Here is a 24,929-nt window from a genome sequence, read left to right as displayed (position 1 = left end):
CGCTAGCATTGCACGTCACGCATCGCGTGCTCGCACGCCCTCAGCCTTTGACCAGGTCCCCCAGCAGGTTCGCCGCCACCATCAGCTTGGCGAGCGTCAGGCCGCCGGCGGCAATCTCCTCGACCGCACGGCGGATGCGCGTCGCCTCGGGATGAGCAGCAAGCCAGGTCTCCGCAGCCTGCTGACCGGATTGGCCGATCGTCAGCATGTCTGCGGCCAGGCGTCTTTCGGCAGCCGCGATCAGGTCGACGGCGCGGTCGATGGCGAGGCGCTCGTAATGATCGCGTGCCGGCACGTTGCGCGCAGCGGCGGTGATGCGGTCGAGACGGAAATTGGCCTCGGCGGCAAAGAACGTCGCGGCGGCATCATCGATGCTGCGGCTGGTGCGCTCGGCGACCGTCACGATGTCAGGCGCCGAGACCAGGGCGTCGAGATCGGCCAGGTCGCCGGCGAGTCCGGTCGGGACGCCGGCATCGATCAGGTCCTGCCGGCGCTTGCTGCGCGCGGCCTGGAAGTCTGGTGGCAGGGCTTTGCCGAGCGAGGCTGCGACCTCACGGACGGCAGGACCAAACCGGGCGATGACCGCGCTCAGACCGTCCTTGAAATCGACATTGCGCACGTACCAGACCATGCGGGAGAGCAGGAGATCCTGGATCGCCGCGTAGAGGCCGAGCTGCAACTGTCCGTCGATGAGGGTGTCGAGTGCGTCGATCCCGTCATTGAGCCGTCTGAGCTCGTAGATCGCGTCCACCGCCACCTGGGCCATGACGATGGTCGAGATATCGGCGTCGGTCTCGTCGGTCAGGCGCACGATGCAGGCCGGGCCCCCGCGGTTGATCACGGCATTGACGAGACTGGTCGCGATGATCTCGCGTCGGAGTCGATGGAGCTCGACCGCGGCCGGGAACTTGTCGAGAATTTCGCGCGGAAAATACAGGGACAGTCTGCGGGCGAGATAAGGATCATCAGGCACGCCGGTTTCGAGCAGGTCACTGTAGAGCGTCAGCTTGGCGTAGGCGAGAAGCACGGCAAGCTCGGGCCGTGTCAGGGACTGCCCGCGCCTGGTCCGTTCGGCGATCGCGGCGTCGTCAGGCAGGAATTCGACGGCGCGGCTGAGCAGGCTGCGTTGCTCGAGCGACTGCATCAGGCGCGTGAGGAAGCCGGTCTCGGCCATGCCCTTGCGTTCGGCGAGCGAGAGCGCCAGCGTCTGCAGATAGTTGTTGCGCAGGACCAGCGTGCCGACCTCGCCGGTCATCGCGGCAAGCAGGGTGTTGCGGTCAGCGGGGCTGAGGCGTCCCTCGCGCTCGGGGCGCGCCAATGCGATCTTGATGTTGACCTCGACGTCGGACGTATTCACGCCGGCCGAATTGTCGATCGCGTCGGTGTTGAGCTTGACGCCCTTCTGCGCCGCTTCGATGCGCCCGCGCTGGGTGACGCCGAGATTGGCGCCTTCGCCGATCACCCTGGCGCGAACGTCGGTCCCGCTGATGCGGATCGGATCGTTGGCGCGGTCGCCGGCCTGATCGTCGCTCTCCGCCGACGACCGGACATAGGTGCCGATGCCGCCGAACCACAACAAGTCCGCGCGCGCCTTCAGGATCGCTGTCATCACCTCGAAGGGCGTTGCCTGCTCCTTGTCGAGATCGAGCAGGGTGCGCACGTCCGGCGCGAGCGGGATCGCCTTGAGTGAGCGCGAGAACACGCCGCCACCTTCCGAGATCAGCGATTTGTTGTAGTCCTGCCAGCTCGATCGCGGCAGGTCGAACAGGCGCTTGCGCTCGGTGAAGCTGAGCGCCGGGTCGGGGGAGGGATCGATGAAGATGTCGCGGTGATCGAACGCCGCAACGAGCTTCGTCGCCGGCGAGAGCAGCATGCCGTTGCCGAAGACGTCGCCGGACATGTCGCCGACGCCGACCACGGTGAAAGGCATGGTCTGAATGTCGGTGCCGAGCTCGCGGAAGTGGCGCTTGACGGCCTCCCAGGCGCCGCGCGCCGTGATCCCCATCTTCTTGTGGTCGTAGCCCTGGCTGCCGCCGGAGGCGAAGGCGTCGCCGAGCCAATGGTTCTTCTCGGCCGAGATCGCGTTGGCGACGTCGGAGAAGGTGGCGGTGCCCTTGTCGGCGGCGACGACCAGATAGGGATCGTCGCCGTCATGCCGCACGGTCAAGTCGGGCGGCACCACGATGTCGCCGTCGAGATTGTCGGTGAGTTCGAGCAGCGAGCGCACGAAGATGCGATAGGCTTCGGTGCCCTCCGCGAGCCACGCCTCGCGATCTGAGGGCGGCGGCAGGCGCTTGGGCACGAAGCCGCCCTTGGCGCCGACCGGCACGATCACGGCGTTCTTGACCTGCTGCGCTTTCACGAGGCCGAGGATCTCGGTGCGGAAATCCTGCGGCCGATCGGACCAGCGCAAGCCACCGCGCGCAACCTTGCCGAAGCGCAGGTGAATGCCTTCGACACGCGGTGAATAGACGAAAATCTCGTAGAGCGGTCGGGGAGGGGGCAGATCCTCGATCTTGCGCGCGTCGAACTTGAAGGAGATCACCGGGCGCGGATGTCCATCCTCGCCGATCTGCCACAGATTGGTGCGGATGGTCGCCTGCACCAGATTGGTGAAACGCCGCAGGATGCGGTCTTCGTCGAGCGAGGCGACGGATTTGAGCTGCTCCTCGATCTCGGCAAGGAGAGTTATCTCGCGCGCCGAACGCTCGCGATCGGTCAGGACGAGGCGCGGATCGCGGCGGGCCTGGAACAGCGCGACGAGGTTGGCTGTGATCGCGGCGTTCTTGCGCAAGGTCTCCCACATGTAGTCCTGGGTGAACGGTGCTCGGATCTGGTGCAAATAGCGCGACAGCGCCCGGATGGTCGAGACTTCCCGCCAGCCCAGGGCCGTGCGCAGGATCAAGGCATTGTAGCCGTCGGATTCGGCGCGATCGGTGACCACCGCCATGATCGAGGCCTCCAGGCGATGGCTGAAGTCCCGGCTGATCTCGATCGGCTGGCCGTCGCTGGTCTCGATCGTCATGTCGTGCAGCCAGACCGGCTCGGGCCTGTTGCCGGGCACGATCTGATAGGTGCGTTCGTTGACCACGCGCAGGCCGTGATTTTCGATCACCGGCACGCGGTAGGACAGCGACAGCGGCGCGGCATCCGAAAACACCTTCAGGCCGAAGCGCCTGGGATCATCCTCCTCGAAGCGGTGAACCGAAATCGTCACCGGGCGGGCCGGCGTGAGCTTCTCGACGGTGGCGATATCGGCGATCGCCTGTTCTGCCGTGGAAGCCTCGGTACAGCCGCCGCTGAAGGCCTGGGCGTAGCGATTTGCGAGCATGCGCGCCCGCATGCCGTCGGTCGACGCAGCCAGCGCGGCCTTCAGCTTGTCGGCCCAGGTCGCAGCAATGGTGCTGATCCCGGCTTCCAGCGCGGCGCGCTCGACGGCGGGAGTCTTACCTTCATAGCGTCCGATGATGTAGTGGACGCGCGCCAATGCTCCTTCGGGGAAGGACACGTAGGAGGCCGACAATGTCCCCTTGTAGCTCTGTGCCAGGAAGGCGCCGACGCGCATGCGCACGTCGGTGTCGTATTTGTCGCGCGGAATGAAAACGAGGATGGAAACGAAGCGATCGAACTTGTCGACCCGCGCCAGCGCGCGGACGCGGGGACGCTCATAGAGGATCAGGATCTCCATGACGAAATCGAAGAGGGTATCGACGTCGATCTGGAATAGTTCGTCGCGCGGATATTCCTCGAGAATATGCTGGAGAGCCTTGCCGGAATGGCTGTTCGGGTCGAAGCCGGCGCGCTGGAGCACCCGCGATACCTTGTGGCGGACATAGGGGATCTGTCGTGCCGAGCGCGTATAGGCACCCGAGGTGAACAGGCCGACGACTCGCAATTCACCCTCGAGCCGGCCGTCGGGCGTATAGAGCTTGATGCCGACATAATCCATCCGGATGCGGCGATGAACCCGGCTGCTCACATTGGCCTTGATGACGATGAGCAGGGTCGGCTCGCGCATGAACTCGCGAATCTCCGGCGTCATCACTACCATTTCGCCGCCGCGGCGCAGGACCTTCACATCGGGATCGCGGAGGATACCGAGGCCCTCGGCGGTCGTGATGTCGTCCGACGCATCGCGGCCGGGCGAGAAGCGATATTCGCGCACGCCGAGAAAGGTGAAATTGTCCGCGCACAGCCATTGCAGGAACTGGTTGGCCTCGGCGACCTCGTCGATCGGCAGCGGCGGCGGATTGGACGAGAACGTCTTGATCGCGTCCTCGACGCGGTCGCGCATGGCGCGCCAGTCGACGACGCAGGCGCGCACGTCGCTCAACGTCCTGGTGAGGCCGCTAATCAGCCTCTCGCGGTCCGCGTCGGCGTCCAGGCGGGTGATGTGGAGGTGAATCAGGCTCTCTCGCGCGCCCTTTGCCCCTTCCGGCAGTGCCTCGCCGTAGAAGCGCAGGAGCTTGCCCTGGTCATCGCGCTCCACCGCGATGATGGGGTGAGCGACGAGGGTGACTTCGATGCCCTGCTCGGTGAGCTCCGCCATGGTGGAATCGAACAGGAAGGGCATGTTGTCGTTGAGGATTTCGAGCACGGAGATCTCGCGCCCGTCCGGCATCAGCGGATTGACGACGCGGATATCGGCGCGCCCCGCCGTGCGCCGCTGCACATGCTCCCAGGCTTGCTCGGCCAGGAAGGCAAGCGAGGAGGCATCGTGACCGGCGAGATCCTCGACATTGGTGAAGGCGAACAGAAGCTCGGCAAAGCTTTGGGGGGCCTTGCCCGGCTGCACGCTTCCGGCTGCCTCGCGGATCAGAGTTGCCCGGGCCTTGTCGTCACGCCATGCCATAGCGTCCTCCATGTCCCAGCCGACGAACCGCAATGACGGCCGGGCGTTGTTCTTGGAGTGCGCCTCTTCGAGCGCATCTTCTCGACCGCGTTTCAATCGCCTCGGCGAAATCTTCGGTCTTGCGGCCTTCACGATACTAGCATCCCGAAGCCGCCATGGCGCGCAGAGTTATGAGGCGTGCTTAAGGCCGAAGTCGGCGGCGAGCATCGCTGCGCCGTGAGCGCTTGCAAAATCACAAGGAGTTTCAATTGTGTAGGAGTTCGTGGTTTTCTGAATGGCGCGCCATTCATCATCAGGCAATCATGCGCTCTTCGGCCGGAACGCGACGACGGATCCGGCCGGCTCTTCCTCGCCCATCGCCGCCTCGATGGCCTTGGCAAGTGCGGCCTGGTCGAACGGCTTTGCCAGGCGCGGCAGGCTGGATCGCGTGTCGCTCGGGAGGTCCGCGTATCCCGTGCTGAGGAGGATGATCGTCTCCGGGCGCTCCGCAGCGATGGCGCTGGCAAGCTGCAGGCCGGTCATGCCGGGCATGGCGTAGTCGGTCACGACCAGGTCGATGGTGCGCGTGCGGCGGAGCAAAGCCAGTGCCTCGTCGCCGGAACGCGCCTCGACCACGATGTGCCCGAGATCCTCCAGCATCGCTGCCGTGTTCTCGAGCACCAGGAGGTCGTCGTCGACGACGAGCACGGAAAGCTGCCGGCTGGGCCGGGCTGCGGCTGCCGGAGCCGCCGTACGCAGGTCCGGCACCGCGGTCTCCTCGGCGGCGATCGGCAGCCAGATGTCGGCCGTCGTGCCCTCTCCGGGACGGCTCTTCAAGACGAGCCTGCCGCCGGACTGCTCGGCAAGTCCGTGGACCATCGACAGGCCGAGCCCGGTGCCTTTGCCGACGCCCTTGGTCGTGAAGAACGGCTCCTGGGCGTGCTTGAGGATCTCGTCGCTCATGCCGCAGCCCGTGTCGCTCACCGAGAGCGCGACATAGCCGCCGCGCGAAAGGCCGGCTTCGCCCGGCTCCTCGCGCGCGGCGATGGTGATCTGGCCGCCGTCCGGCATCGCGTCGCGCGCGTTGACCGCCAGGTTGAGGATCGCCAGTTCGAGCTGGTTCGCGTCGACCTTCACCTTCGGCAGGTGCATCGGGAACCGCGTCTCGACATGAATTCCGGCCTCGAATTTCAGCAATGACGCCATGCCGCGCACCAACTCGCTGATGTCGACGACCGCCGGCCTGAGATCCTGCTTGCGCGCGAAAGCGAGCATGCGCTGGGTCAGGGAGGCGCCGCGCACCGCGCCTTGCATCGCGTTCTCCACCAGGCGCAGGATCTTCGGATCGTCCGTCGGCAGGCGCTTCTTCAGAAGCTCGAGGCTGCCGAGAACGGCCGCGAGCAGGTTGTTGAAGTCGTGGGCCACGCCGCCGGTGAGCTGGCCGATGGTCTCCATCTTCTGCGACATCATGAGGGCTTCGCGCGCGCGATCCAGCGCTTCCTGCGCCCGTCTCCGTTCGCTGACGTCGCGCACGATCTTCGCAAAGCCGGCGATCGCGCCGCTTTCGTTCCGGACCGCGACGATCGTTGCCTCCGCCCAGAAGCGGCTGCTGTCCTTGCGCACCCGCCAGCCTTCGATGGCGGACTTCCCGTCCCGCCCGGCTTCAACGAGCGCGCGCGCGGGCGCCCCGGCCACGCAATCTTCCTCGGTGTGAAAAATGGTGTAGCTCGTCCCGACGATGTCGTCGCCATAGCCCATCAGCCGGCGCGCGCCGAGATTCCAGTTGCCCACGCGGCCGTCCGGATCGAGCATGAAGATCGCGTGGTCCGCGATACCTTCGACAAGCAGCCGGAAACGTTCCTCGCTGCGCCTCAGTGCAGCGGCCTCGCGTTGGGCGCGCTCCGCCGATGCCCTGTCATAGACGGCAGCCGCGATGCCGATGCTCAGGATCAGGATGGTGATGCCGGCGAGCAGGAACGCGAGCGGCGCCTGACCGACGCCGAGATGTCCTGCCGGCCGGGCCATGGCGCTCGTCCGCAGGAACATGGCGCCTTCCATCGCGGCGTAGTGCATGCCGGAGACCGCAAGGCCCATCACCAGGCCGGCGAACAGCCGCTGGACCGCGTTGGTGTTGCGAAAGGCGAGCCAGAGCGCCACGATCGAGGCGCTGATCGCGATCAGGATCGAGAGCACGACCCATCGGGGATCGTATTGGATGAGGGCCGCCATCCGCATCGCGGCCATGCCGGTATAGTGCATGCCGGAGATGCCAAGTCCCATCGCGAAGCCGGATGCGAGCAGCGCCTGCGGGCGCCGTCCGACAACGGCAAAGGCGGCCGCGGCGACGACGATCGGAATGACAAGCGAGAGCAGCGTCAGGAATGGATCGTACGAGATCTCGATTCCAGGCAGGCTGAAGGCCAGCATGCCGACGAAATGCATCGACCAGATGCCGCCGCCCATGGCGATCGCAGCGGCGACCAGCCAGGATCGGCGGGCCCTTCCCGAAGCAGCTCGCATTCGGGTCGCCAGGTCCAGCGCCGTATAGGAGGCAAGGGCCGCGATCAGAATCGACAACGCGACCAGAACGGGATCGTGAGAAGCCGCATGATGATGCATTTCGGCCAACGCTAGCCGAAGTTGCGTTCGGGCTTACGCATGAAGTCCTCCCCCGACACCGAAATCGTCCGCGGCACCAGGATGGGCGCCGCAGGCATCCACGACGTTCGAATCGGCTGCCATGGTGCACGCAATCCTGCGGTGCCGCCACTCTCATGGCGTCATCGCTCCGGCCCGCGGGAACCAACCGTCATGCCGGCAGCAGGCCGGCCGCGCGCCAGCTGTCGACCAAGGCGTCGCACTGGGGGCGGAAAATCTGTGCCGACGACCATCGTGCCATTGGGTGCCTTACAAAATGATGAGGAATTTCAATTGTATATGAGTTCATGTTTCTATTCTGAATGGCGCGCCATTTGCGGCAGTAACCATTTGCGATAGTAAGTTGCCCCATGCGTACTATCGACCGTCTGCTCTCCTGCCTCGTTCTGTTCCTTGCAATCGCGGCCGTTCCGGTGCTTCCCGTGCGCGCGGCCGAAACGTGCCCGTTCATCAGCGCCCAGCAGCTCGCCGGCGCGATGCCGGCGCTCAAATGGTCGCTGATTTCAAATCAGGACGGCCGCGGCTGTATCTACCAGGCCGGGCGCGGCGACACGATGATGTTGAGCGTGTTCCGCAATCCCGACAAGGACCGCGCCAGGGAATTGTACGCGACCTTCGTCAAGACGCTCGGCGAGCGCATGCCGCTCAACGTAGTCGCGGGGATCGGCGACGAAGGCCAGGGCGGAACGAGCGCCGCCGGCGCGGAGCGCCAGGAGGCCTCGGTCGTCGCCTTGTCCGGCGATTACATTCTGCAGATCACCGTCTATCCGATCGGCCGGCGTGCCGACGATGCGCTGCTCGGACCGCTCACCGAAGCCGCGCGCGTCGCCATCGCCGGCGTGAGCAAGAGCAGCGAGCGGTTCGGCAATTGCGAGTGGCTCACGGCCGCCGATGCCGACGGCTTCCTCGACAAGAGCACGTTGACGGTGCAGCGGACCGGAGCGGGCAGCTGCATGATGTTCGATCGCGAGGCCAACACCATGACCGTCGCGGTGATCGAGATCTCGCGCAACACCGTCATCGGCATGATGAAGCGCACGGGCCCGTGCAAGCACGTGGCGATCCCCGAGCTCGGCAGTGAAGCGTTCGGCGAGCATTCCTGTACCAAGGGCAACGGCAACGCCGTCAACATCTTTGTCTGGAAGAACGGCAGGCAGGCCTCGATCCTGTTCGCGCCGGTCAAGCCGCATCCCGAGTCCGGCTCGGTCGAGCGCCTGAAGGCGGTCGCCGGGCGAGTCTATGGAAAACTGTAACGGCGCTGTGTGATATTGCCGGCGCAGGCGCGCGGCAGGCACGCTTCGCTACCGGGCGCGGGTCAGCTCCACGCCATCGACGACCATCTTCCATGTCCCCGCCTCCTGGTGAGGCGGCGTCGACACCTCGAATGTCGTGGACAGGAATGGAATTCCGACGACGAAATTATCGCCCTCGAACCGCCGCAGCGGCGCATTGATCGTGGTCGTGACCTCGCCGATCGCGGTGCCGTCCGTGACGCGCTTGTAGCGGACGATCCCCTCCCTGGTCAGCTCGACGTCCATCGCCGGCGCGTGCCATTCGCCGACATAAGCGGCCTTGTCCTCCGGCACCGGCTGTCCGCACGCGGACAGCAGCGGCAGGGCCGCAACGAGAACCACCAGGGACGTTCGCTTTCTCATGTTTCGCTCGACAGCAGCAGGCACCACGGAGATAGGGTAGCGCCCCTCTTCGTCGGCCATTGCGTCATTCGGGTTCACCTGCCCGCCAGCACCTCCTTGCATTTGGCCGCGAAGGCGTTGAGGTACGCGCCAATCTCGCTCGCCAGCGCATCGGACCGGTCGACATTCTGCAGGCTCATGTTGAGTGCGTAGACCGGAAGCCCCTCCAGCACGATGGGCGTTGCGACGGCGAGAACGGCGGGCTGCCACGACACGGCGCAATAGCCGTCGCGTTCGACGGCGCTGATCGATCGCCTGACGTCCGCAAGCAGCGCCTTGGTGGCCGCAGTGCTGCGCCGCTTGAACAGTCTCAGTAACCGCTCGCGCTCGGTCTCGGCAATGCCGGCGAGGTAAGCGCGACCGAGCGACGTCAGCTCCATCGGCACTTGCTGCCCGGCGACCACGTTGCGCAGCGCCGCGCGCGGGCTGTAGCGGATCGATTCGAGATAAACCATCATAGTCCGATCCGCGGTCGCGAGCCCGACGTTGAGCCGGCGCTTCGCCGATTCCGCCCGCATCATGGGGCCGATCGCGTTGAGCACGGGTGATCCCGTCCGCATGGCGTGGCCGATGCTGATGACCGACGCGGCAAGGCGGTAGGTCCGCTCAGTGCGGACATCGTCGAGCATCCCGGAATTGACCAGCGTTCGCGTCAGCCGGCTGACCGTCGATCGCGGCAATCCGGTTCGTTCCGCAATCTCGCCGTTGCCCAGCGTGTCGACGCCGGGCCGGAACGCCCGGAGGATTTCGATGCCTCTTTCGAGCGACCGGTTGCCATCGACCCCGCCCGCATATCTGCGCACCTGCGCCACATCCAGCCTCCTCCGGCATTTCCACTAAGTGGAATTAAGGGGATGTTTGGGCGGGTGCAAGCCGCTATAGGCAACGAGAAAGAAGAATGTCCGGCTGCGTACGGCTCAACGAGGAAACGGCACGGCCTGAAACCGGCATTCGGGAGCCCGCGCGGATCGCCTCGCGGTGATCGATCGACTCCAACCACGGAGCTTGCCATGTCCTATCAGCTCATCGAATTTTCCGTCGAGGCCGGTGTCGCGACGATTGCGTTCAACCGGCCGGAACGGCGCAACGCGATGAGCGACGAGATGCGCTCCGAATTCACAGGCGCGCTCGAAACCGTGTCCCGCGACAAGGCGATCAAGGCTCTGGTGCTGACCGGGCGCGGCAATGCCTTCTGCGCCGGCGGCGACATCAGCGGAATGAAGCGGCGGCTCGAGGCGCCGCAGGGCGAAGTCGCATTCAACGGATGGAGCCGTCAGCAGGGCGTGCATCACGTGCAGTCGCTCCTGCTTGGCTTGCCGAAACCGACCATCGCCGCCGTCAACGGCGCCGCGGCGGGGCTCGGTGCCGACACTGCGCTTGCCTGCGACTTCGTCATGGGCACGGAACGATCGAAGTTCACCTGGTCCTACATCAAGCGCGGTTTGATACCCGACGGCGGCGGCCTGTATTTCCTGCCGCGCCGGGTCGGGCTTCCCAGGGCAAAGGAGCTGATCTTCACCGGGCGCGTCGTCGAAGCCGACGAAGCGCTCGCGCTCGGCATCGTCGATCGCAAGGTGGCCTCGACCGAGCTGGTCTCGGCCGCGCAGGCCTGGGCGGCCGAACTGGCTCAGGGCTCGCCCACCGCGCTGGCGCTGAGCAAGAAGATCCTGAATGAGACCTTCGAGCATTCCGCGCACGACATCTTCAATCTCGGCAGCCAGGCGCAGGCCATCTGCTACACCAGCGAGGAGCATCGCGACGCCGTGACGGCCTTCCTCGCGCAATCCGCGTCGAAGGATTGAGCGATGAATGCGATCGAACGCCTGATCCGGCCGCGCAGCATCGCCGTCATCGGCGCATCCGCGGACCCGAGCAAGACGTCGGGGCGGCCGGTGTCCTATCTGCAGAAGCATGGCTTTGCGGGTGCGATCTATCCCGTCAATCCGAAGGTCGGAGAAATCGGCGGTCTGACCTGCTACGCCGACATCGCGTCGCTGCCTGATGTACCTGATGTCGGCATTGTCCTGCTCGGCGCGGAACGCGCCCACGTCGCGGTGCGCGAATTGTCCGAGCGCGGCGCCGCCGCGGCGATCGTTCTCGCCAGCGGCTTTGCTGAGACCGGGGCGGAAGGCGCCGCGCGTCAGCAGCAGCTGATGCAAGCCGCCGGATACATGCGCCTTCTCGGGCCGAACACGATCGGCCTCGTCAATCTCACCGACAATATCGTGCTGTCGGCATCCGGCGCGCTGGCGATGGATCACTTCCCGGCAGGACCGATCGGACTGGTCTCGCAGAGCGGAGGCATTCTCGGCGCCGTCTTATCGCGCGCTGCGGCGCGCGGGGTAGGGCTGTCCAAGCTGGTGTCGACCAGCAACGAAGCCGATCTCGAGCTCGCCGACTTCATCGACTTCCTCGCCGACGACGGCGCGACCAAAGTCATTGCGCTCTATATCGAGGCGATCCGCAATCCATCTCGCTTCCGGGAGGCGGTGCTTAGGGCGCGGCGCGCCGGCAAACCCGTCGTCGCCTTCAAGATCGGGCGATCGGAGGCGGGTGCAAAGGCGGCCGTCTCCCACACGGGGGCGCTTGCGGGCTCCGACCGCATGTATGACGCCCTGTTCAGACAGCTCGGCGTGATCCGCGCGAGAACGTTCGAAGACCTGCTCGACATTCCCGCAGCCCTTGCGGCGGGACGGAAGCTTTCCGGCAGGCGCGTGGCGATCCTCACCTCGACCGGCGGCGCCGGCACTATCGTGTCCGACAGCCTGGGAGTCGCAGGCTTCGTGACACCCGCCCCCGACGCGGAAACGGCCGCGCAATTGCGCGCCTTGCAGTCGGGATCGCATGCCATGCTCGATCGCAATCCGATCGACGTGACCCTGGCCGGCCTGCAGCCGGATCTGCTGCGCGCCGCAATCCGCATCCTGCTCGCCAGTCCCTCCTACGATGCGCTGGCCGTCATTGCCGGCTCGTCAGCCGTGGGATCGCCGGCCCTGATGGCCGATGCCATCCACGACTGCCTGCCGCTCAGCGACAAGCCCGTCATTGCCTATGTGAGTCCCTACGCGCCCGACGTGGTCTCCGTCCTAACCCGGCGAGGCGTCCCGGCCTACACGTCCGCCGAGAGCTGTGCCAATGCACTCGACGGGCTCTTGCAGGCCGGATTGCCGGAGCAGGTCCAGACATCCGGTTCGATCGAGGCGACGGTCGACATCAGCGACTTGCCGGCGGGGCCGCTGGATGAAGCACAGGCCAAGGCGTTGTTCGCCCGCTTTGGTATTCCCATCGCTGCAGAGAAGGTGGTCGCAGCGGCGAGCGAAGCGGAACGGGCGGCGCGCGACTTCGGCGGCCGCGTCGTGCTCAAGATTCTCTCGCGCGAGATCGCGCACAAGAGCGACGTCGGCGGCGTCGCGGTCAACCTGACGACCGAAACGATTGCCGGCCGTCTGAAAGCGATGGCTGACGAGGTCGCGCTCAGGGCCGGGAAGCGACCCGAACGGTTTCTGGTCCAGGAGATGATCTCAGGCTGCGTTGAAATCATTCTCGGCATGCATCGTGACCCTCTGGGGACAGCAATCCTCCTCGGAATGGGCGGCGTCGCCGCCGAGCTGTTCAAGGACACGACGATGCGTCTGCTTCCGCCGGAAGGCGGCCTCGGCCTGGCCGAGGCTCGCGCGATGGCGCGCGATCTCGTCACATGGCCGCTGCTGGACGGTTTTCGAGGCCGGCCGAAATGCGATGTCGAAGCCCTTGCCGCAACGATCGTCGCTTTTTCGCAGATGGTTGCGCAGCTCGGCGACCGCCTCGTCGAGGCCGAGATCAATCCGGTCTTCGTGCTGCCGGCGGGTCAGGGCGTGAAGGCGGCCGACGGATTGGTCGTTCTCAATGTCTGAACAAAATCGGATGGAGCTCCAGATGGCCATTGGCGAAATCATCAATCACGACGGCGCGCGCGGGAAGGGTTTTGCCGTGCGGCGCCGGCTGAACCTCGCCATCCTCGGCTGCGCCGTCTTGCCGGTCGTCGCGGGGCTTGGAGTGGTGCCGGCACGGGCCGAATATCCCGAAAAGATCATCAGGATCGTGGTGCCCTTCGCGGCCGGTGGCGGGACCGACATCATCGCGCGGACGACAGCGCAGGACATCCAGGCGGACCTCGGCAAATCCGTCATCATCGAGAACAAGCCGGGCGCCGGGACCATCATCGGAACCCAGACGGTGGCCACCAGCGACCCTGACGGCTATTCGCTGCTGATGGCGACCTTCGCGCACGCGGTCAACCCGAGCCTGTACAACAAGCTGCCGTTCGATCCGCACAAGGATTTTGCGGCGGTCTCGCTGATCGCGCGCTCCTTCAACATCGTCGTCGTCAACCCGGCCTCGAAGATCAACTCGATCGCCGATCTGATCGCCGAGGCCAAAGCCAATCCGGGCAAGCTCAATTTCGGGACGTTCGGCACCGGCACCTCGGCTCATCTCGCCGGCGAGCTGTTCAATTCCATGGCGAAGGTCAAGATGACGGCGGTGCCCTACAAGGGCGCGGCGCCTGCGATCAGCGATCTCCTCGGCGGGCAGATCGACGTGATGTTCACCACCGTGGCAAGCGCAGCCTCGCTGGTGGCTGCGGGTCAGCTCCGGGCGCTGGCTGTGACATCCGCCGAGCGCTCGGCCGCGTTCCCGCAATTGCCCACCGTCGCCGAGGCCGGGGTGCCCGGCTACGCCGCCGAGTCCTGGTACGGATTGTACGCTCCGGCCAAAACCCCTGCTCCGGTGATTGCGCGCCTGAGTCAGGCGGTCGCAAAGGCCGTTAAGTCCGGTGCCTTCAAGCAGCTTGAGGCCAACGAAGGCCTCATCATGGTCGGCAGCGCTCCGGAAGAGCTCGATCGCTATGTCCGGCAGGAGGAGGAACGCTGGCGCAAGCTGGTCAAGGACGCGAACATCGAGGTGCAATAGCAGGCATCAGGATATTGTCGTGTGGAAGCCCGTCTGTCTTGCGTCTCCAGGACGCGGCCCTAGCGGGGCGGGCTCACGTCCTTGCCGAGCCGGCGGTAGAAGCTTCCGGTGTCGATCTCCCAGATGCGGCCGTCCGAGCCGAGGTGGCCGGTCACGAGATATTTGCCGTCCGGGCTCACGTCGGCGGCATGAAAGTTGTCGCTGAAGGGCCCGAACTGGCGGATGCGCTTGCCCGTCGCGATGTCGGTCAGCATCGCGTGCGTCACCCCGCCGATGATCGCCTTGCCGTCGGCCGTGAAATTCAGGTTGCGCCCCGCAAAATAGGGGTGCGCCGGGATGCGCGTAACCGGCTTCTTGTTCGCGACGTCGTAGACGAGGATCAGCGCGTCGACGTCGACGGCAAGCAGCCGTCCGTCGCGCGACAACGCGATCGAGCCCGGCTGGCTGTCATGGTCGGTCGCCGTTCTTGCGTCGAACGACCATACCGGCTTGCCGGTCTCGAGCTCAAGAACCTGCACACGAATGTGGCCGGGCCGCCCCGGCAGAGCGATCGCGAGCAGCCCGGCATCATCCGAGATGGCGAAGTGAGGGTAGCCTTCCCGGGTGCCCGGCACGCGGTAGCGCTCGGATTTCGCCTTCACATCATGGGCGACGATGTCGCTGCCCTGTCCCCCGAGGATCACGAGTCCCTTGCTCGACGTGACCATGGGCGGCGGCACCTCCTCCCGAGGGTCGGGCCGGAAGGGAATGTCCGCGATTGTCCCGCCGGTCGCGACATCGAAGATACGGATCGGATGACCGTCCGCCGCGACGACGATCGAACGGTCGTCGAGGAAACGCGCGGCGCGCGGCACGCCCTGGTAGATGGCCGGCTTGCTTGCCGGCAACGCGGCGACGTCGATGCGCTTCACCGTCTTGCCGGTGGCAAACTCCCAGATGCGTACCGTCTTGTCGGCACTTGCCGTGACGATGAATTTGCCGTCCGCGCTCCAGCGCGCGTCGTTGATCCCGTCGCGGTGCGTTGCCGCGTCGGAGGGATCAGCCGTGTCGAACACAGGCTTCGTCGGCAGCTCGATCTGCTCGCAGGTGATGTCGATATCCCATTTGGCAGACCGCTCCTGGTATTCGCCGCCCTGCTCCTTCATCTTCGCGATGAGCTTTTCGCGATCCTTCGGATCGGCGCAGACGGGACGCAAGGCAAGCCTGGCGGCCTCGTCCGCGCCTTGAAGCCATTGCGCGCCGACAGGATTGCCGATGATGGCCGACACGAGAGCGATGGCCAGCACAGGAGCGGGAAGGCGCATCCGAAATCTCCATCGGAGCTCACGATTGGTCCCCGGCGAAATGCTAGTTCATTGGCGACCTCTCGGCCAGCGGGACGTAGCATCGCCCCGGTTCGTCGGAGTGGGTCTGCGAGAGCGAACGAAGCATGGGATCGAACAGCGCATGTCGCGCATGACATATTCGCGTCGTGGCGAGACAATATGGCCGGGACCGCCGAGCGGCCCCGGATGTCGTCCGACTAGAACGCCAGCCCACAAGCCTGCCGGATGGCGATTTGAACCGGCGAAGGTGGTAGCGCCGGATCAAACTCACCCTTCGGCAGCAGCGGAGGCTGTGCCATGAAGCGCGGCCGTTTCCCTCGGTGGGGTTGTGCGGCATGAACAAGGAACGGATGGCACAGATAGACGCTGCCTGCCGCGCCAGTCGCCGGTTCAATCTCGCAATTCCTCGTCGAGGCGTAGTCCTCGGCAGAGAGTTGCCGGAGTGATGCGCCTGCGTCGCCATAGGGCAGCAGCTCCCGCGCGATGGTCGCATGTGAGCCTTTCCGGATCCTCGTGGGTGCATCATCCGGGCCGACATCCGAGAACAGGAAGAGCATCAGCAATGCGCGTCCGCTGCTCTTCACATTGGCACGCCACTCCATGAAATCCGGATTGGCGGTGCCAAAGCTCACGTCCACATGCCAGCCATCGTCACCAGGGGATTCCGATGAGGGGAAGCGGATCGGAAAGGTTCCGAGGCCCCTGGGCGCAAGCCAGCGCCCTTCGCCGACGAGTTGATCATAGGCCCTGTGCAGGGGCGGTGCGTTCGCGGCTTCAATGAATGGGGGCGAAGCCTTGGACGCCACCCGAACAACGGGCTCGTTCCAGTGTTCGGGTTCGTCTGGCGACAGACCAATATCCGCCCACAGCTCGTCCCTGCATCGCTTTGCCAGCCGGGTGCTGAAGGCATTCTCGATCTTGACGAAACCGTCGTCGATGAAGTTCTGGACCTGACGAGGCGACAGGCCAACCTGTTCGGTCTTGGGCATTGCACATTCTCCGTTCGGGTGCCGCGTCGCGGAGCCGTTTGATCTGATCGGCGCGGACGCGCCGGAACGACTTTCTGCCGTTCAGATCAGCGGGAAGAATGTGGACATGAACATCATGGTGCGAACGTATACCGGGGCGGACGGTGGAATCAAGATGTGCTCGACATACGGCGCCCTCGCACGATCTCCACGTCATTGATCTGAAGCAATGATGATCTCGACCAGAAATGCTAAGATGAATCGTTCACGACGCGAGGCTCCTCAAGGCTAGTCGAGACATTCTCAGCGCGTGATGGAATCCGAGGGCTCAATGGGACGACTGCTGAATATTGTGACGCCACTGCATACTGCGACCAAGCGCGACTACATGGGCCGCATGAACGACGACAAGATCGGCTGCTCGTTGAAGGCGCGGGAATATGAGGCCGATTACTGGGATGGCGACCGCCGCTTCGGCTATGGCGGCTACCGCTTCATCGAGGGACGCTGGGCGCCGGTCGCCAAAGCGCTGATCGAGACATATGGCCTGAAGGACGGGTCGAGCGTGCTCGACGTCGGCTGCGGCAAGGGGTTTCTGCTGTACGAGATGCAGAAGATCGTGCCGGGCCTGAAGGTCACGGGCTTCGATATCTCAAAGCATGGTCTTGCACATTCGCACGAGCAGGTGCGGCCGTATCTGTTCAACTATCGCGCCCAGGACGTCTATCCCTATGGTGACGACAGTTTCGACCTCGTCATCTCGCTCGGCACCCTGCACAATCTCAGGCTCTATGAGCTCGACGCGGCGCTGAAGGAAATCGAGCGGGTCGGCAAGAACAAATACATCATGGTCGAGGGCTACCGGAACGTCGCCGAGCTGCACAACCTCGAATGCTGGGCGCTGACGGCGGAGTCCATCCTGCACACCTCGGAATGGATCTGGCTGTACGAAAAGCTCGGCTACACCGGCGATTACGAATTCATCTGTTTCGAGTGACCGGGCGCGCCTGATGGATATCAAGACCGCCAAGGCTGCGATTCTCGTCGAATCGGGCAAGCCGCTGATCGTCGACGAGTTCACCCTGCCGGATAGGCTCGAGCACGGCCAGGTGCTTGCGCATGTGCACACCTCGAGCATCTGCGGCGCACAGATCAACGAGATCGACGCCGTCAAGGGCGTCGACAAGTTCCTGCCGCACCTGCTCGGGCACGAAGCGCTCGCGACCATCGTCGAAACCGGGCCCGGCGTCGTCTCCTGCAAAGAGGGCGACACCGTCGTCATGCACTGGCGGCCGGGCAAGGGCATCCAGTCCAACACGCCGGTCTATTCCTGGCGCGGCAAGCGGCTCAACGCGGGCTGGGTCACCACCTTCAACGAATATGCCGTGGTGTCGGAAAACCGCGTCACGCCGGTTCCCGCCTCGATCGACCGCACCAGCGCGCCGCTGCTCGGCTGCGCGGTGACGACCGCACTCGGCGTCGTCAACAACGACGCGCAGATCGCCATCGGCGAAGCCGTCGTCGTGTTCGGCGTCGGCGGCGTCGGCCTGAACATCGTGCAATTTGCCGCGATGGTCGGCGCTCATCCGGTTATTGCGATCGACCGCCTCGACAACAAGCTGGAGATGGCGAGGCAGTTCGGCGCCACCCACACCATCAACTCCGACGTGGTGAAGGATGTCGCCGCCGCGGTTCGCGCCATCACGGGGGTCGAGGGGCCCGACAAGGTCGTCGAGACCACCGGCGTCAGGAAACTGATCGAGCTCGCCTATGAGGTCACCGCGAAGAAAGGCCGCTGCATCCTCGTCGGCGTTCCCCGCGAGAAGGTCGAGATCTACACGCTGCCCCTGCATTTCGAGAAGGTGCTGAAGGGCTCGGAAGGTGGGCAATGCCAGCCGGCGCGCGATATCCCGCGCCTCGTTCGCCTCGACGAGGCCGGCAAGGTCAGTTACCGCGGCATCGTCACCCACGAGTTCGCGCTCGATGACATCGACGACGCGCTGGATCTGATGCGCAGCGGCGAATCCGGGCGAATCCTGCTGAACGTCAGCTGAGCACTGCGGCCGTCCGATCCAGAACGTCGGCAACGAGGACGAGGGCGTCGTCGGTGTGCTCGGCGGTAACACCAGTCGCGGTGGAGCAACAGACCAATTGCGACCGCCACCGCGGCCGTGAATATCGAGAACACGATCGGCGCCGTCGCCAGCGTCGCGACCGTGTAACGATTCAGCGCCATCAGCCAAAAGGCCAGAATCACGCAGGCGAGCGCCACGACCGGAAGAACGGCGTAGCGGCCGAGGCGCAGGATGATGTTCAGGACAAGGCGTCTCATCCGCGCTGTGACGGCGGAATGATGCGAATCACGCCTTGCCGCACGAGCCGCTGCTCTGATGCAGGTTGGCGACGTCGGCGCGGCCCTGGCCTTCGGTGACCTGGATCAGCGTGATCGCGCCTGGCGTCACGATCCCCATCTGCGGCTGGGCGGAGAGATAGGTCGTGGTGCCGGCGCGCAGGTCGACGCTCACCTTCTCGCTGCCTTGTCCGAACAGATTGCTGCTCAGCGGCAGATTGTTGACGGCGACCTCGTGGCGGCCCGGCGGCAGATCGCACGACACGAACCCCGCGGCCTGGCTGCCGCCAATCACGCGGCCATCGACCGCATAGTTGGGCATGACCGCAAATCCTAGCGCCGACGAGCGATAGACCACCAGCCGCGCGGTGTTTGACTTGACGTTATCAGTCAGTGCCGCACTGCCCATCGGCCCCGATGCGCAGCCCGCAAGCAGCGTGGCCACGACGAACATCCCCACACACAAACGCATTGTCGCCCCAAATTCCAACTTCCCCGGGGGCATCATTGGCCGGGGTGGTGGGCGAAGTCAATCGCGACTTCAGGTCGAATGGCGGCAGCTCACGCCGCCACCATTCGAAGCATATCGGACAGTTCGCTTGCGCTCACGTCGCGGCGAGCGCCGGGCGATCAACGTCGGAGCCGGTTCGGAAGGGTGGGCTTGGCCGCAACGGGCTAACTGATATTGTAGCTACATGGCAGTTGATGCGCACTTCCTGGGAGCCTTGATCGAGGACGAACTGACGACACTGTCCGACGCCCGGGTCGTCGCTCATGTGATGAAAATGCTCGTCGTGCCATGTGCCGTGCTCCGCAACTGGGGCTATGGCGTGCATGGCCAACAGTATCCGTGTTGGATCGTCCTTGACGATCCGGCTCATTCCTTCAGTGCGATTGCTTTTTGCGAATTCGGCTTTGGGCCGAAGTGCCCTTGGGGGCTCATCAGTTCCGGCGACGCCCCTGGCGACATGCCCATGGGCATGGACTCCGGATGGTTTCCTTCTTTCCTCGACGCCTACTTCGAATCCCGGGCGGCGACTGAACTCCCCATCTGGCGGATTATGAAGGAGGAGCCTGATCGAACGCTTGTCCCGCTGAGTCGTGAGGGGACATGGGGGAGCACGTGGGAGCGTATCAACCAGCTGCGAAGCGCAGATCCGGGCGGTCGCTACCATTGCCGCCATGGCATCACTTATCGAGGAAGCTAGCTAGGCCGGTAAGGGTGTCGCGAAGTATCGGCGGCGACGGCTGTGTGATGTCATGCCGACCGTGCGCAGAACACCAGATCAGGCCGCCGATAGGCGCACGCGGAACTTGCTGCCGGTTGCTTCGGCATAGCGCAACAGTGTCTTCGTACTCGGCAGCGTTTGTCCGCTCTCGAGCCTGGCGATCGTGGACTGACTTGTGCCCATGCGGGCGGCCAGTTCGGACTGCGAGAGGCCAGCGCGGACGCGAGCCCTCAGCAGCTCGGCGGCGATCTCGAATTCCGGGGCGAGCGCGTCATACTCGGCCTTGACCTTTGGGTTGGCCAAAAGGCGAGCCTTGAGCTTCTCGAACGGGATTGTCATGTGACGTCCTTTTCAATTGCGCACAATCGCGCATGACGGATCAACCGGTTGTTCGAACGGGATCGTCATGTGATCTCATTGGCTCTCCGTAACGCCAGCTCGATCTCGGCACGCGGGGTCTTTTGCGTCTTCTTTATGAATGCGCGCACGACGATGACTCTTCGGCCGATTGCGGTGACGTAGAGGGCGCGGCCAATTCCGTCGCGCCCCGTCAGCCGCAATTCCCACAGCTTCCCTTCAAGGTGCTTGACGTGCGGTTCGCCCAGGCTTTCCAGCCCAGCCGATGTGATGCGTTCCGCAAGCCGCAGCAAACGCGCCTGCATGTCGGCCGGAAGGGCGGCGACCTCCGCGACAACGGTTTCGTTGAGGATCTCAAATCGCCAGGGCTCGGTCCCATGCTATCTCAATTTTGAGATATATGCAAGAGACGAGAGGGCATGGACGTGTTTCGCCTCGCGAATCACCGCCACCCCAGCGCCGGCGCGACGTGCTTCAGGATCGCCTCGATCGCATGCGCGCAATAGGCTACGCCCAACTGGTTCGGAATGGTCAGCAGCAACGTATCCGCCTCTGCAATGGCCTCGTCCTGCCGCAGTTGCTCGACCAGCACATCGGGCTCGGCCGCATAACTCCGGCCGAAGATCGCACGCGTGCGCGGGTCGATGAAGCCGATCTGGTCTTCGCCTCCGCGCTCGCCGCCGAAATAGGCGCGATCCCGATCGTCCATCAGTGCGAAGATGCTGCGGCTGACGGACACGCGCGGCTCGCGGCTGTGGCCGGCTTCCTTCCAGGCGGCACGATAGCTACGAATTTGTGCCGCCTGCTGCACGTGAAAGGCTTCGCCGGTCTCGTCGTTCTTCAATGTCGAGCTTTGCAGGTTCATGCCGAGCTTCGCCGCCCACACCGCGGTGGCGTTCGAGCCGGCGCCCCACCAGATCCGTTCGCGCAGGCCTTGCGAATGCGGCTCGATGCGCAACAGCCCCGGCGGATTGGGAAACATCGGCTGCGGATTGGGCTCGGCAAAACCGTCGCCGCGCAAGAGGTCGAGGAAGACCTCGGCATGGCGCCGGCCCATGTCGGCATCACTCTGGCCCTCGGCCGGCCGGTAGCCGAAATAGCGCCAGCCGTCGATCACCTGCTCGGGCGAGCCGCGGCTGATGCCGAGCTGCAGCCGTCCGCCGGCGATGAGGTCGGCACTGCCTGCGTCCTCCACCATGTAGAGCGGGTTCTCGTAGCGCATGTCGATCACGGCGGTGCCGATCTCGATCCTGCTGGTCCTCGCACCGACGGCCGCAAGCAGCGGAAAGGGCGAGGCCAGCTGCCGCGCGAAGTGGTGCACGCGGAAATACGCACCGTCCGCGCCGAGCTGTTCCGCCGCAACGGCAAGCTCGATCGATTGCAGCAGCGTGTCGCTAGCAGAGCGGGTCTGCGATTGCGGCGAGGGCGTCCAGTGCCCGAAGGAGAGGAATCCGATTTTCTTCATGGAGGCAATTTAGGGATGGTCGCGGCGATTTGCGATGGGCCTCTCGGAGGAAACCTGCTCACGAGCTGGCCCGTCGCCTGCGTCGTGGTCCCGTTCGGGGGTGTCCAGGGCGCGCCATTGCCTTGGCGTCATTCCGGTCCAGCGCTTGAAGGCGTGGGTGAATGCGCTGACTTCTCCGTAGCCGAGCAGCCAGGCGGTTTGCGAAATAGGCAGTTGATCGTTCTTCAGATAGCTCTTGGCGAGGTCGATCTTCATCTCGTCGAGGATGCCGCTGAAGGTCAATCCCTCCAGAGCGAGGCGCCGCACCAGCGTGCGATGGCTCATGCCCAGGCGGCGGGCGATCTCTTCGACCCGTGCCTCACGATGCGGGAGCAATGGGGCGATTGCATTCTCGACGCTCGATCTGAGCGAGACGCCGCCGGATTTCCGGTGTGCGAGTGCCTGCTCGCAATACGTCACCAGCAGATCGTTCAGATAGTGGTCAGCAGTTTCGATCCGCATCGGCCCCACGGATACCGGGAAAGCGATCTCGTCGACATCGGACCCGAACTCGATCTCGCACCCCAGGAACGACCTGACCTCGGTGGGCGTCGTTCGACGGCGATGCACCATTTTGAGCCGGCTCGGGATCAGGCGGCGATTGGTCAGGACGCGGTTCATGCGAATGATTGAGGTCAGCCAGAATTCGATCTGGTGCCGATCCGAGCGCCGTTCCACACCGACATATTTCAGCGTGATCGTCATCTCTTTCGCGGCGAATCGCAGCGCAATCCCCTCGTTGGCGAGACGGCAATAGCGCTCGGCCTTTGCGAAGGCTTCCGCAATCGTCCCGGAGGATGCGGCCACGTAATAGAGCAAGCCAATTTCACGAAGGTCGAAGTCCCGTGCCAGGTGGAAGCCGAGGCTGTCGTCCTGCAACGCCTCGGCCCCAAGTTCCAGAAACCTGATCTGGCTCTCGGCGCTCAGGCGCGCCTTGCGATCCTCGATCTGCTTGAGAGTCAAGCCAGCCCTGGACAACAGACTGTCCGCCTCGATGCAGGCGTCCTGCAGGCGTGCCCATACCAGGCGGGCGATTCCGCCGGTCGCACTGGGCATTGTTTCAAAATGGGGCGAATGGGCAGCCGGCACACCGAACCCTTTCGTCGTTGCCGCTGCGGGCCTCGTTCTTCGGGCTCGCCGATCGTGATGGCGGCATGAAAAATCAACTTATTGGCTCACGATAACAAGAAACCGGGGGTCGCGTGACTTAAATCGCGTGTCTGCCCTGAGACTGGTCTTGCGTTCTCGGGGCAGCCCCTTTTCCCCGAAAGCTACGATGGCCTTGATGTCCAGCAGTGACGGCGTCGCGCCGCCCATCAACGTGAAGATTTTACGAGGTTACGGAACGTTGCTCGGAATTCCTCATATCGCCCATGGCTCCCGGACGGTTGCGCTCGAGCGGGTCGGGGATTGCGAGATCAGCATGTTTGAAGCGCTTGGGGCGGGCTCGCCCGAGAGCCCGTTGTTCTGGATGGAGCTGTTCGACCTCAGCGTTCATGCGTCGCTCGACAGTCGCGGCCGTCACAACATGCGCGATGCGGTCGCAGCGTTCGAGGACTTTGCTTCGCGAGCGAGCCGTTTGGCGGAAGCGCCGCTTTGTGCAGACAGCGAAACGGTAGGCTGACAATCGTCGCGCAGACCGCCAGCTCCCGGCAAAGCCGTGCAGCTGATTTGCCTCACGCGTACGCCACCCAGCCGCGGAAGGCGAAGCCGGTGTAGAACAGCGTCGGCTCGGAGAAACCGGCCTCGCGCAAGATCACCTCGTCCTGCGCGGGCGCCAGAATCTGCAGATGGTTGCTGACGGCATCCTGTGCGGCCGCGGCCTGCTCCGGCTCGACGCCGGATGCGGCCAGGAATGCTGAGTACCGCGCCAGCCACAGCGGACGTTCCTTCTCCCCGTCGGGCGCGCTCAGATGCGCGACCACGAACGGTGCGCGCGGTTTGAGCCGGCGGCGGACCTCCGAGGCGATCCGGCGTCGTTCGGCGACATCGACGAAGTGAAGGGTCAGCAGGCAGGTCGCGCCGTCGAACGGTCCCTCCGGGGCGTCATCGATATAGCCTTGGTGAAAACGCGCACGTGGTGCGAGCTCTCCAAGAGTCTGCCCGGCCAGCGCCAGCATTGGCCCAGACGGGTCGACGCCGTCGAAGCGCCAACCGGGATGCGCCTGCGCAAAGGCTTTGAGCTCCAGGCCGCCGCCGGCGCCGAGAACGAGCACCTGCCCATCGCTGGGGACACTTTCGGCCAGCAGAATGGACGCCATGGACTGCATGGCGTCATAGCCCGGCACGAACCGCCGCGGCCCTTCGGTATATCGAGCCACGAATTGCGGATCCGAGAATGCAGCTTGAATGTCGGTCATGATGTTGTCCCCGTGAATGGAGCCGTTCACCCGCCATGCGCGCCGATGTCGTGAATCTTTCGAGACCCGAGCCGCTTGCGCAGGTCCTCGCCGAGCATCGCCAGCGTCACCTCGCCGAGGCGCGACAGCAGCAGCGCTTCAGCATCGGCAAAGGCCTGATCGAGCGCGGCATTGACGGCCTGCTCGACGAGGCAGCCCGGCGCTTCCGTGCGGTTGCCCATGGCCAGCAGCGATGGACTGCCGAGCGCGGCATAGACGTCGCGCAGCGTCACCTTCGAAAGGTCGCAAGCGAGCGTCCAGCCGCCGCCATGTCCTTTCTCGGAGTGGACGTAACCGAGGTCCCGCAGGCCCGCCATGATGCGGCGGATCACCACTGGGTTCGTGTCCATGGCCTTCGCCAGCGTCTCGGACGTGAACGGCCCAGCCTGCTGCGCCATATGCAGCAGCACGTGGAGGACGCCGGATAGTCGGGAGTCTCGCCTCATGTAACTCTATATGTTACATGATGGCGCTGAGGTCAAGCGGTTTGCGCCCTCGCTGATCGTGGAAGAGGCGCGGGTCGAGCGCGGCGTTACGGTGCACGTCCGTGGGGATCGATTGCGACGTCCAATCGCCGATCTGCGGCGCCGGGTCTTGGTTCGACGCATCTTGACGTGGGGTGAGGTCCTGGCGTGTCGGTCGGAGAGGCAGTTCTTCGGTCAAG

The 24,929-nt window shown here is 64.7% G+C and carries 22 protein-coding genes; 8 read left to right on the top strand and 14 right to left on the bottom strand.

Annotation, left to right across the window (positions count from 1 at the left end; genetic code table 11):
* Positions 1-40 precede the first annotated feature (40 nt).
* Positions 41-4,864: an NAD-glutamate dehydrogenase gene (locus ACVJ19_RS04430; protein ID WP_453955072.1), complete on the bottom strand. Its 4,824-nt coding sequence runs from the start codon at positions 4,862-4,864 to the stop codon at positions 41-43.
* Positions 4,865-5,152: 288 nt separating this feature from the next.
* Positions 5,153-7,450 carry an MHYT domain-containing protein gene (locus ACVJ19_RS04425; RefSeq protein WP_453948193.1) on the bottom strand — a complete coding sequence of 766 codons (2,298 nt, stop codon included), beginning with the start codon at positions 7,448-7,450 and terminating at the stop codon, positions 5,153-5,155.
* Positions 7,451-7,839: 389 nt separating this feature from the next.
* Between ACVJ19_RS04425 and ACVJ19_RS04420 the strand changes: the two genes are divergently transcribed.
* On the top strand, positions 7,840-8,742 hold the full coding sequence (locus tag ACVJ19_RS04420) for a hypothetical protein (protein WP_453948192.1): 903 nt from the start codon (positions 7,840-7,842) through the stop codon (positions 8,740-8,742).
* Between the two features lie 48 nt (positions 8,743-8,790).
* Here the strand turns inward: ACVJ19_RS04420 and ACVJ19_RS04415 are convergent, their stop codons facing one another.
* Together ACVJ19_RS04415 and ACVJ19_RS04410 are read right to left on the bottom strand one after the other, a co-directional pair.
* Complete coding sequence (locus tag ACVJ19_RS04415; RefSeq protein WP_453948191.1) at positions 8,791-9,144, bottom strand: hypothetical protein; 354 nt, start codon at positions 9,142-9,144, stop codon at positions 8,791-8,793.
* Between the two features lie 74 nt (positions 9,145-9,218).
* A complete protein-coding gene (locus ACVJ19_RS04410; RefSeq protein ID WP_453948190.1) occupies positions 9,219-9,995 on the bottom strand; it encodes an IclR family transcriptional regulator in 777 nt (258 codons plus the stop codon).
* Positions 9,996-10,193: 198 nt separating this feature from the next.
* Between ACVJ19_RS04410 and ACVJ19_RS04405 the strand changes: the two genes are divergently transcribed.
* Genes ACVJ19_RS04405 through ACVJ19_RS04395 form a run of 3 tightly spaced genes read left to right on the top strand, consistent with a single transcriptional unit; the run spans position 10,194 to position 14,133 of the window.
* On the top strand, positions 10,194-10,985 hold the full coding sequence (locus ACVJ19_RS04405; RefSeq protein WP_453948189.1) for an enoyl-CoA hydratase/isomerase family protein: 792 nt from the start codon (positions 10,194-10,196) through the stop codon (positions 10,983-10,985).
* A gap of 3 nt (positions 10,986-10,988) precedes the next feature.
* Complete coding sequence (locus ACVJ19_RS04400; RefSeq protein ID WP_453948188.1) at positions 10,989-13,076, top strand: acetate--CoA ligase family protein; 2,088 nt, start codon at positions 10,989-10,991, stop codon at positions 13,074-13,076.
* A 22-nt stretch (positions 13,077-13,098) separates the two neighbouring features.
* A complete protein-coding gene (locus ACVJ19_RS04395; protein WP_453948187.1) occupies positions 13,099-14,133 on the top strand; it encodes a tripartite tricarboxylate transporter substrate binding protein in 1,035 nt (344 codons plus the stop codon).
* A gap of 59 nt (positions 14,134-14,192) precedes the next feature.
* On the opposite strand, the gene ACVJ19_RS04390 is transcribed toward ACVJ19_RS04395, so the two are convergent.
* Together ACVJ19_RS04390 and ACVJ19_RS04385 are read right to left on the bottom strand one after the other, a co-directional pair.
* Positions 14,193-15,437, bottom strand: a complete 1,245-nt coding sequence (locus tag ACVJ19_RS04390) for a WD40 repeat domain-containing protein (RefSeq protein ID WP_453948186.1) — start codon at positions 15,435-15,437, stop codon at positions 14,193-14,195.
* A 218-nt stretch (positions 15,438-15,655) separates the two neighbouring features.
* Positions 15,656-16,447 (bottom strand): phytanoyl-CoA dioxygenase family protein, encoded by a 792-nt coding sequence (locus tag ACVJ19_RS04385; protein WP_453948185.1) that lies wholly within the window; start codon positions 16,445-16,447, stop codon positions 15,656-15,658.
* Positions 16,448-16,757: 310 nt separating this feature from the next.
* Here ACVJ19_RS04385 and ACVJ19_RS04380 point away from each other — a divergent pair, with 310 nt between their 5' ends.
* Together ACVJ19_RS04380 and ACVJ19_RS04375 are read left to right on the top strand one after the other, a co-directional pair.
* Positions 16,758-17,423: a class I SAM-dependent methyltransferase gene (locus tag ACVJ19_RS04380; protein WP_453948184.1), complete on the top strand. Its 666-nt coding sequence runs from the start codon at positions 16,758-16,760 to the stop codon at positions 17,421-17,423.
* A 13-nt stretch (positions 17,424-17,436) separates the two neighbouring features.
* On the top strand, positions 17,437-18,480 hold the full coding sequence (locus ACVJ19_RS04375; protein WP_453948183.1) for a zinc-binding dehydrogenase: 1,044 nt from the start codon (positions 17,437-17,439) through the stop codon (positions 18,478-18,480).
* A 306-nt stretch (positions 18,481-18,786) separates the two neighbouring features.
* Here ACVJ19_RS04375 and ACVJ19_RS04370 read toward each other — a convergent pair whose 3' ends face one another.
* Entirely contained in the window at positions 18,787-19,230 is a 444-nt protein-coding gene (locus ACVJ19_RS04370; protein WP_453948182.1) for a DUF2846 domain-containing protein, read from the bottom strand.
* A gap of 241 nt (positions 19,231-19,471) precedes the next feature.
* Here ACVJ19_RS04370 and ACVJ19_RS04365 point away from each other — a divergent pair, with 241 nt between their 5' ends.
* Positions 19,472-19,984: a hypothetical protein gene (locus ACVJ19_RS04365; RefSeq protein WP_453948181.1), complete on the top strand. Its 513-nt coding sequence runs from the start codon at positions 19,472-19,474 to the stop codon at positions 19,982-19,984.
* Positions 19,985-20,062: 78 nt separating this feature from the next.
* Here the strand turns inward: ACVJ19_RS04365 and ACVJ19_RS04360 are convergent, their stop codons facing one another.
* The 4 genes from ACVJ19_RS04360 to ACVJ19_RS04345 form a co-directional block, all read right to left on the bottom strand.
* On the bottom strand, positions 20,063-20,344 hold the full coding sequence (locus tag ACVJ19_RS04360) for a helix-turn-helix domain-containing protein (protein WP_271505497.1): 282 nt from the start codon (positions 20,342-20,344) through the stop codon (positions 20,063-20,065).
* 65 nt (positions 20,345-20,409) lie between these two features.
* On the bottom strand, positions 20,410-20,715 hold the full coding sequence (locus tag ACVJ19_RS04355; RefSeq protein ID WP_453955071.1) for a type II toxin-antitoxin system RelE/ParE family toxin: 306 nt from the start codon (positions 20,713-20,715) through the stop codon (positions 20,410-20,412).
* Positions 20,716-20,804: 89 nt separating this feature from the next.
* On the bottom strand, positions 20,805-21,827 hold the full coding sequence (locus ACVJ19_RS04350) for an LLM class flavin-dependent oxidoreductase (protein ID WP_453948180.1): 1,023 nt from the start codon (positions 21,825-21,827) through the stop codon (positions 20,805-20,807).
* Between the two features lie 9 nt (positions 21,828-21,836).
* Positions 21,837-22,955, bottom strand: a complete 1,119-nt coding sequence (locus ACVJ19_RS04345) for an AraC family transcriptional regulator ligand-binding domain-containing protein (protein ID WP_453948179.1) — start codon at positions 22,953-22,955, stop codon at positions 21,837-21,839.
* 187 nt (positions 22,956-23,142) lie between these two features.
* Between ACVJ19_RS04345 and ACVJ19_RS04340 the strand changes: the two genes are divergently transcribed.
* On the top strand, positions 23,143-23,490 hold the full coding sequence (locus tag ACVJ19_RS04340; protein ID WP_453948178.1) for a hypothetical protein: 348 nt from the start codon (positions 23,143-23,145) through the stop codon (positions 23,488-23,490).
* Between the two features lie 52 nt (positions 23,491-23,542).
* Here the strand turns inward: ACVJ19_RS04340 and ACVJ19_RS04335 are convergent, their stop codons facing one another.
* The 3 genes from ACVJ19_RS04335 to ACVJ19_RS04325 are packed head-to-tail and all read right to left on the bottom strand — an operon-like array spanning position 23,543 to position 24,928.
* On the bottom strand, positions 23,543-24,226 hold the full coding sequence (locus ACVJ19_RS04335) for a class I SAM-dependent methyltransferase (protein ID WP_453948177.1): 684 nt from the start codon (positions 24,224-24,226) through the stop codon (positions 23,543-23,545).
* Positions 24,227-24,252: 26 nt separating this feature from the next.
* Complete coding sequence (locus tag ACVJ19_RS04330) at positions 24,253-24,711, bottom strand: Rrf2 family transcriptional regulator (RefSeq protein WP_453948176.1); 459 nt, start codon at positions 24,709-24,711, stop codon at positions 24,253-24,255.
* Positions 24,712-24,724: 13 nt separating this feature from the next.
* Positions 24,725-24,928 carry a hypothetical protein gene (locus ACVJ19_RS04325; protein ID WP_453948175.1) on the bottom strand — a complete coding sequence of 68 codons (204 nt, stop codon included), beginning with the start codon at positions 24,926-24,928 and terminating at the stop codon, positions 24,725-24,727.
* Position 24,929 lies beyond the last annotated feature (1 nt).

This window comes from Bradyrhizobium sp. USDA 376, assembly GCF_054063675.1.
This window is presented reverse-complemented; position numbering and strand designations above follow the sequence as displayed.

What these genes read in the sequence shown, in the direction of transcription:
- ACVJ19_RS04370 (WP_453948182.1), bottom strand. Translation starts at nt 19,230, where the DNA reads ATGTTCGTCGTGGCCACGCTGCTTGCGGGCTGCGCATCGGGGCCGATG.
- ACVJ19_RS04390 (WP_453948186.1), bottom strand. Translation starts at nt 15,437, where the DNA reads ATGCGCCTTCCCGCTCCTGTGCTGGCCATCGCTCTCGTGTCGGCCATC.
- ACVJ19_RS04360 (WP_271505497.1), bottom strand. Translation starts at nt 20,344, where the DNA reads ATGACAATCCCGTTCGAGAAGCTCAAGGCTCGCCTTTTGGCCAACCCA.
- ACVJ19_RS04430 (WP_453955072.1), bottom strand. Translation starts at nt 4,864, where the DNA reads ATGGAGGACGCTATGGCATGGCGTGACGACAAGGCCCGGGCAACTCTG.
- ACVJ19_RS04330 (WP_453948176.1), bottom strand. Translation starts at nt 24,711, where the DNA reads ATGAGGCGAGACTCCCGACTATCCGGCGTCCTCCACGTGCTGCTGCAT.
- ACVJ19_RS04415 (WP_453948191.1), bottom strand. Translation starts at nt 9,144, where the DNA reads ATGAGAAAGCGAACGTCCCTGGTGGTTCTCGTTGCGGCCCTGCCGCTG.
- ACVJ19_RS04365 (WP_453948181.1), top strand. Translation starts at nt 19,472, where the DNA reads ATGGCAGTTGATGCGCACTTCCTGGGAGCCTTGATCGAGGACGAACTG.
- ACVJ19_RS04340 (WP_453948178.1), top strand. Translation starts at nt 23,143, where the DNA reads ATGGCCTTGATGTCCAGCAGTGACGGCGTCGCGCCGCCCATCAACGTG.
- ACVJ19_RS04380 (WP_453948184.1), top strand. Translation starts at nt 16,758, where the DNA reads ATGGGACGACTGCTGAATATTGTGACGCCACTGCATACTGCGACCAAG.
- ACVJ19_RS04400 (WP_453948188.1), top strand. Translation starts at nt 10,989, where the DNA reads ATGAATGCGATCGAACGCCTGATCCGGCCGCGCAGCATCGCCGTCATC.
- ACVJ19_RS04335 (WP_453948177.1), bottom strand. Translation starts at nt 24,226, where the DNA reads ATGACCGACATTCAAGCTGCATTCTCGGATCCGCAATTCGTGGCTCGA.
- ACVJ19_RS04420 (WP_453948192.1), top strand. Translation starts at nt 7,840, where the DNA reads ATGCGTACTATCGACCGTCTGCTCTCCTGCCTCGTTCTGTTCCTTGCA.
- ACVJ19_RS04350 (WP_453948180.1), bottom strand. Translation starts at nt 21,827, where the DNA reads ATGAAGAAAATCGGATTCCTCTCCTTCGGGCACTGGACGCCCTCGCCG.
- ACVJ19_RS04395 (WP_453948187.1), top strand. Translation starts at nt 13,099, where the DNA reads ATGGCCATTGGCGAAATCATCAATCACGACGGCGCGCGCGGGAAGGGT.
- ACVJ19_RS04385 (WP_453948185.1), bottom strand. Translation starts at nt 16,447, where the DNA reads ATGCCCAAGACCGAACAGGTTGGCCTGTCGCCTCGTCAGGTCCAGAAC.
- ACVJ19_RS04375 (WP_453948183.1), top strand. Translation starts at nt 17,437, where the DNA reads ATGGATATCAAGACCGCCAAGGCTGCGATTCTCGTCGAATCGGGCAAG.
- ACVJ19_RS04425 (WP_453948193.1), bottom strand. Translation starts at nt 7,450, where the DNA reads ATGCATCATCATGCGGCTTCTCACGATCCCGTTCTGGTCGCGTTGTCG.
- ACVJ19_RS04405 (WP_453948189.1), top strand. Translation starts at nt 10,194, where the DNA reads ATGTCCTATCAGCTCATCGAATTTTCCGTCGAGGCCGGTGTCGCGACG.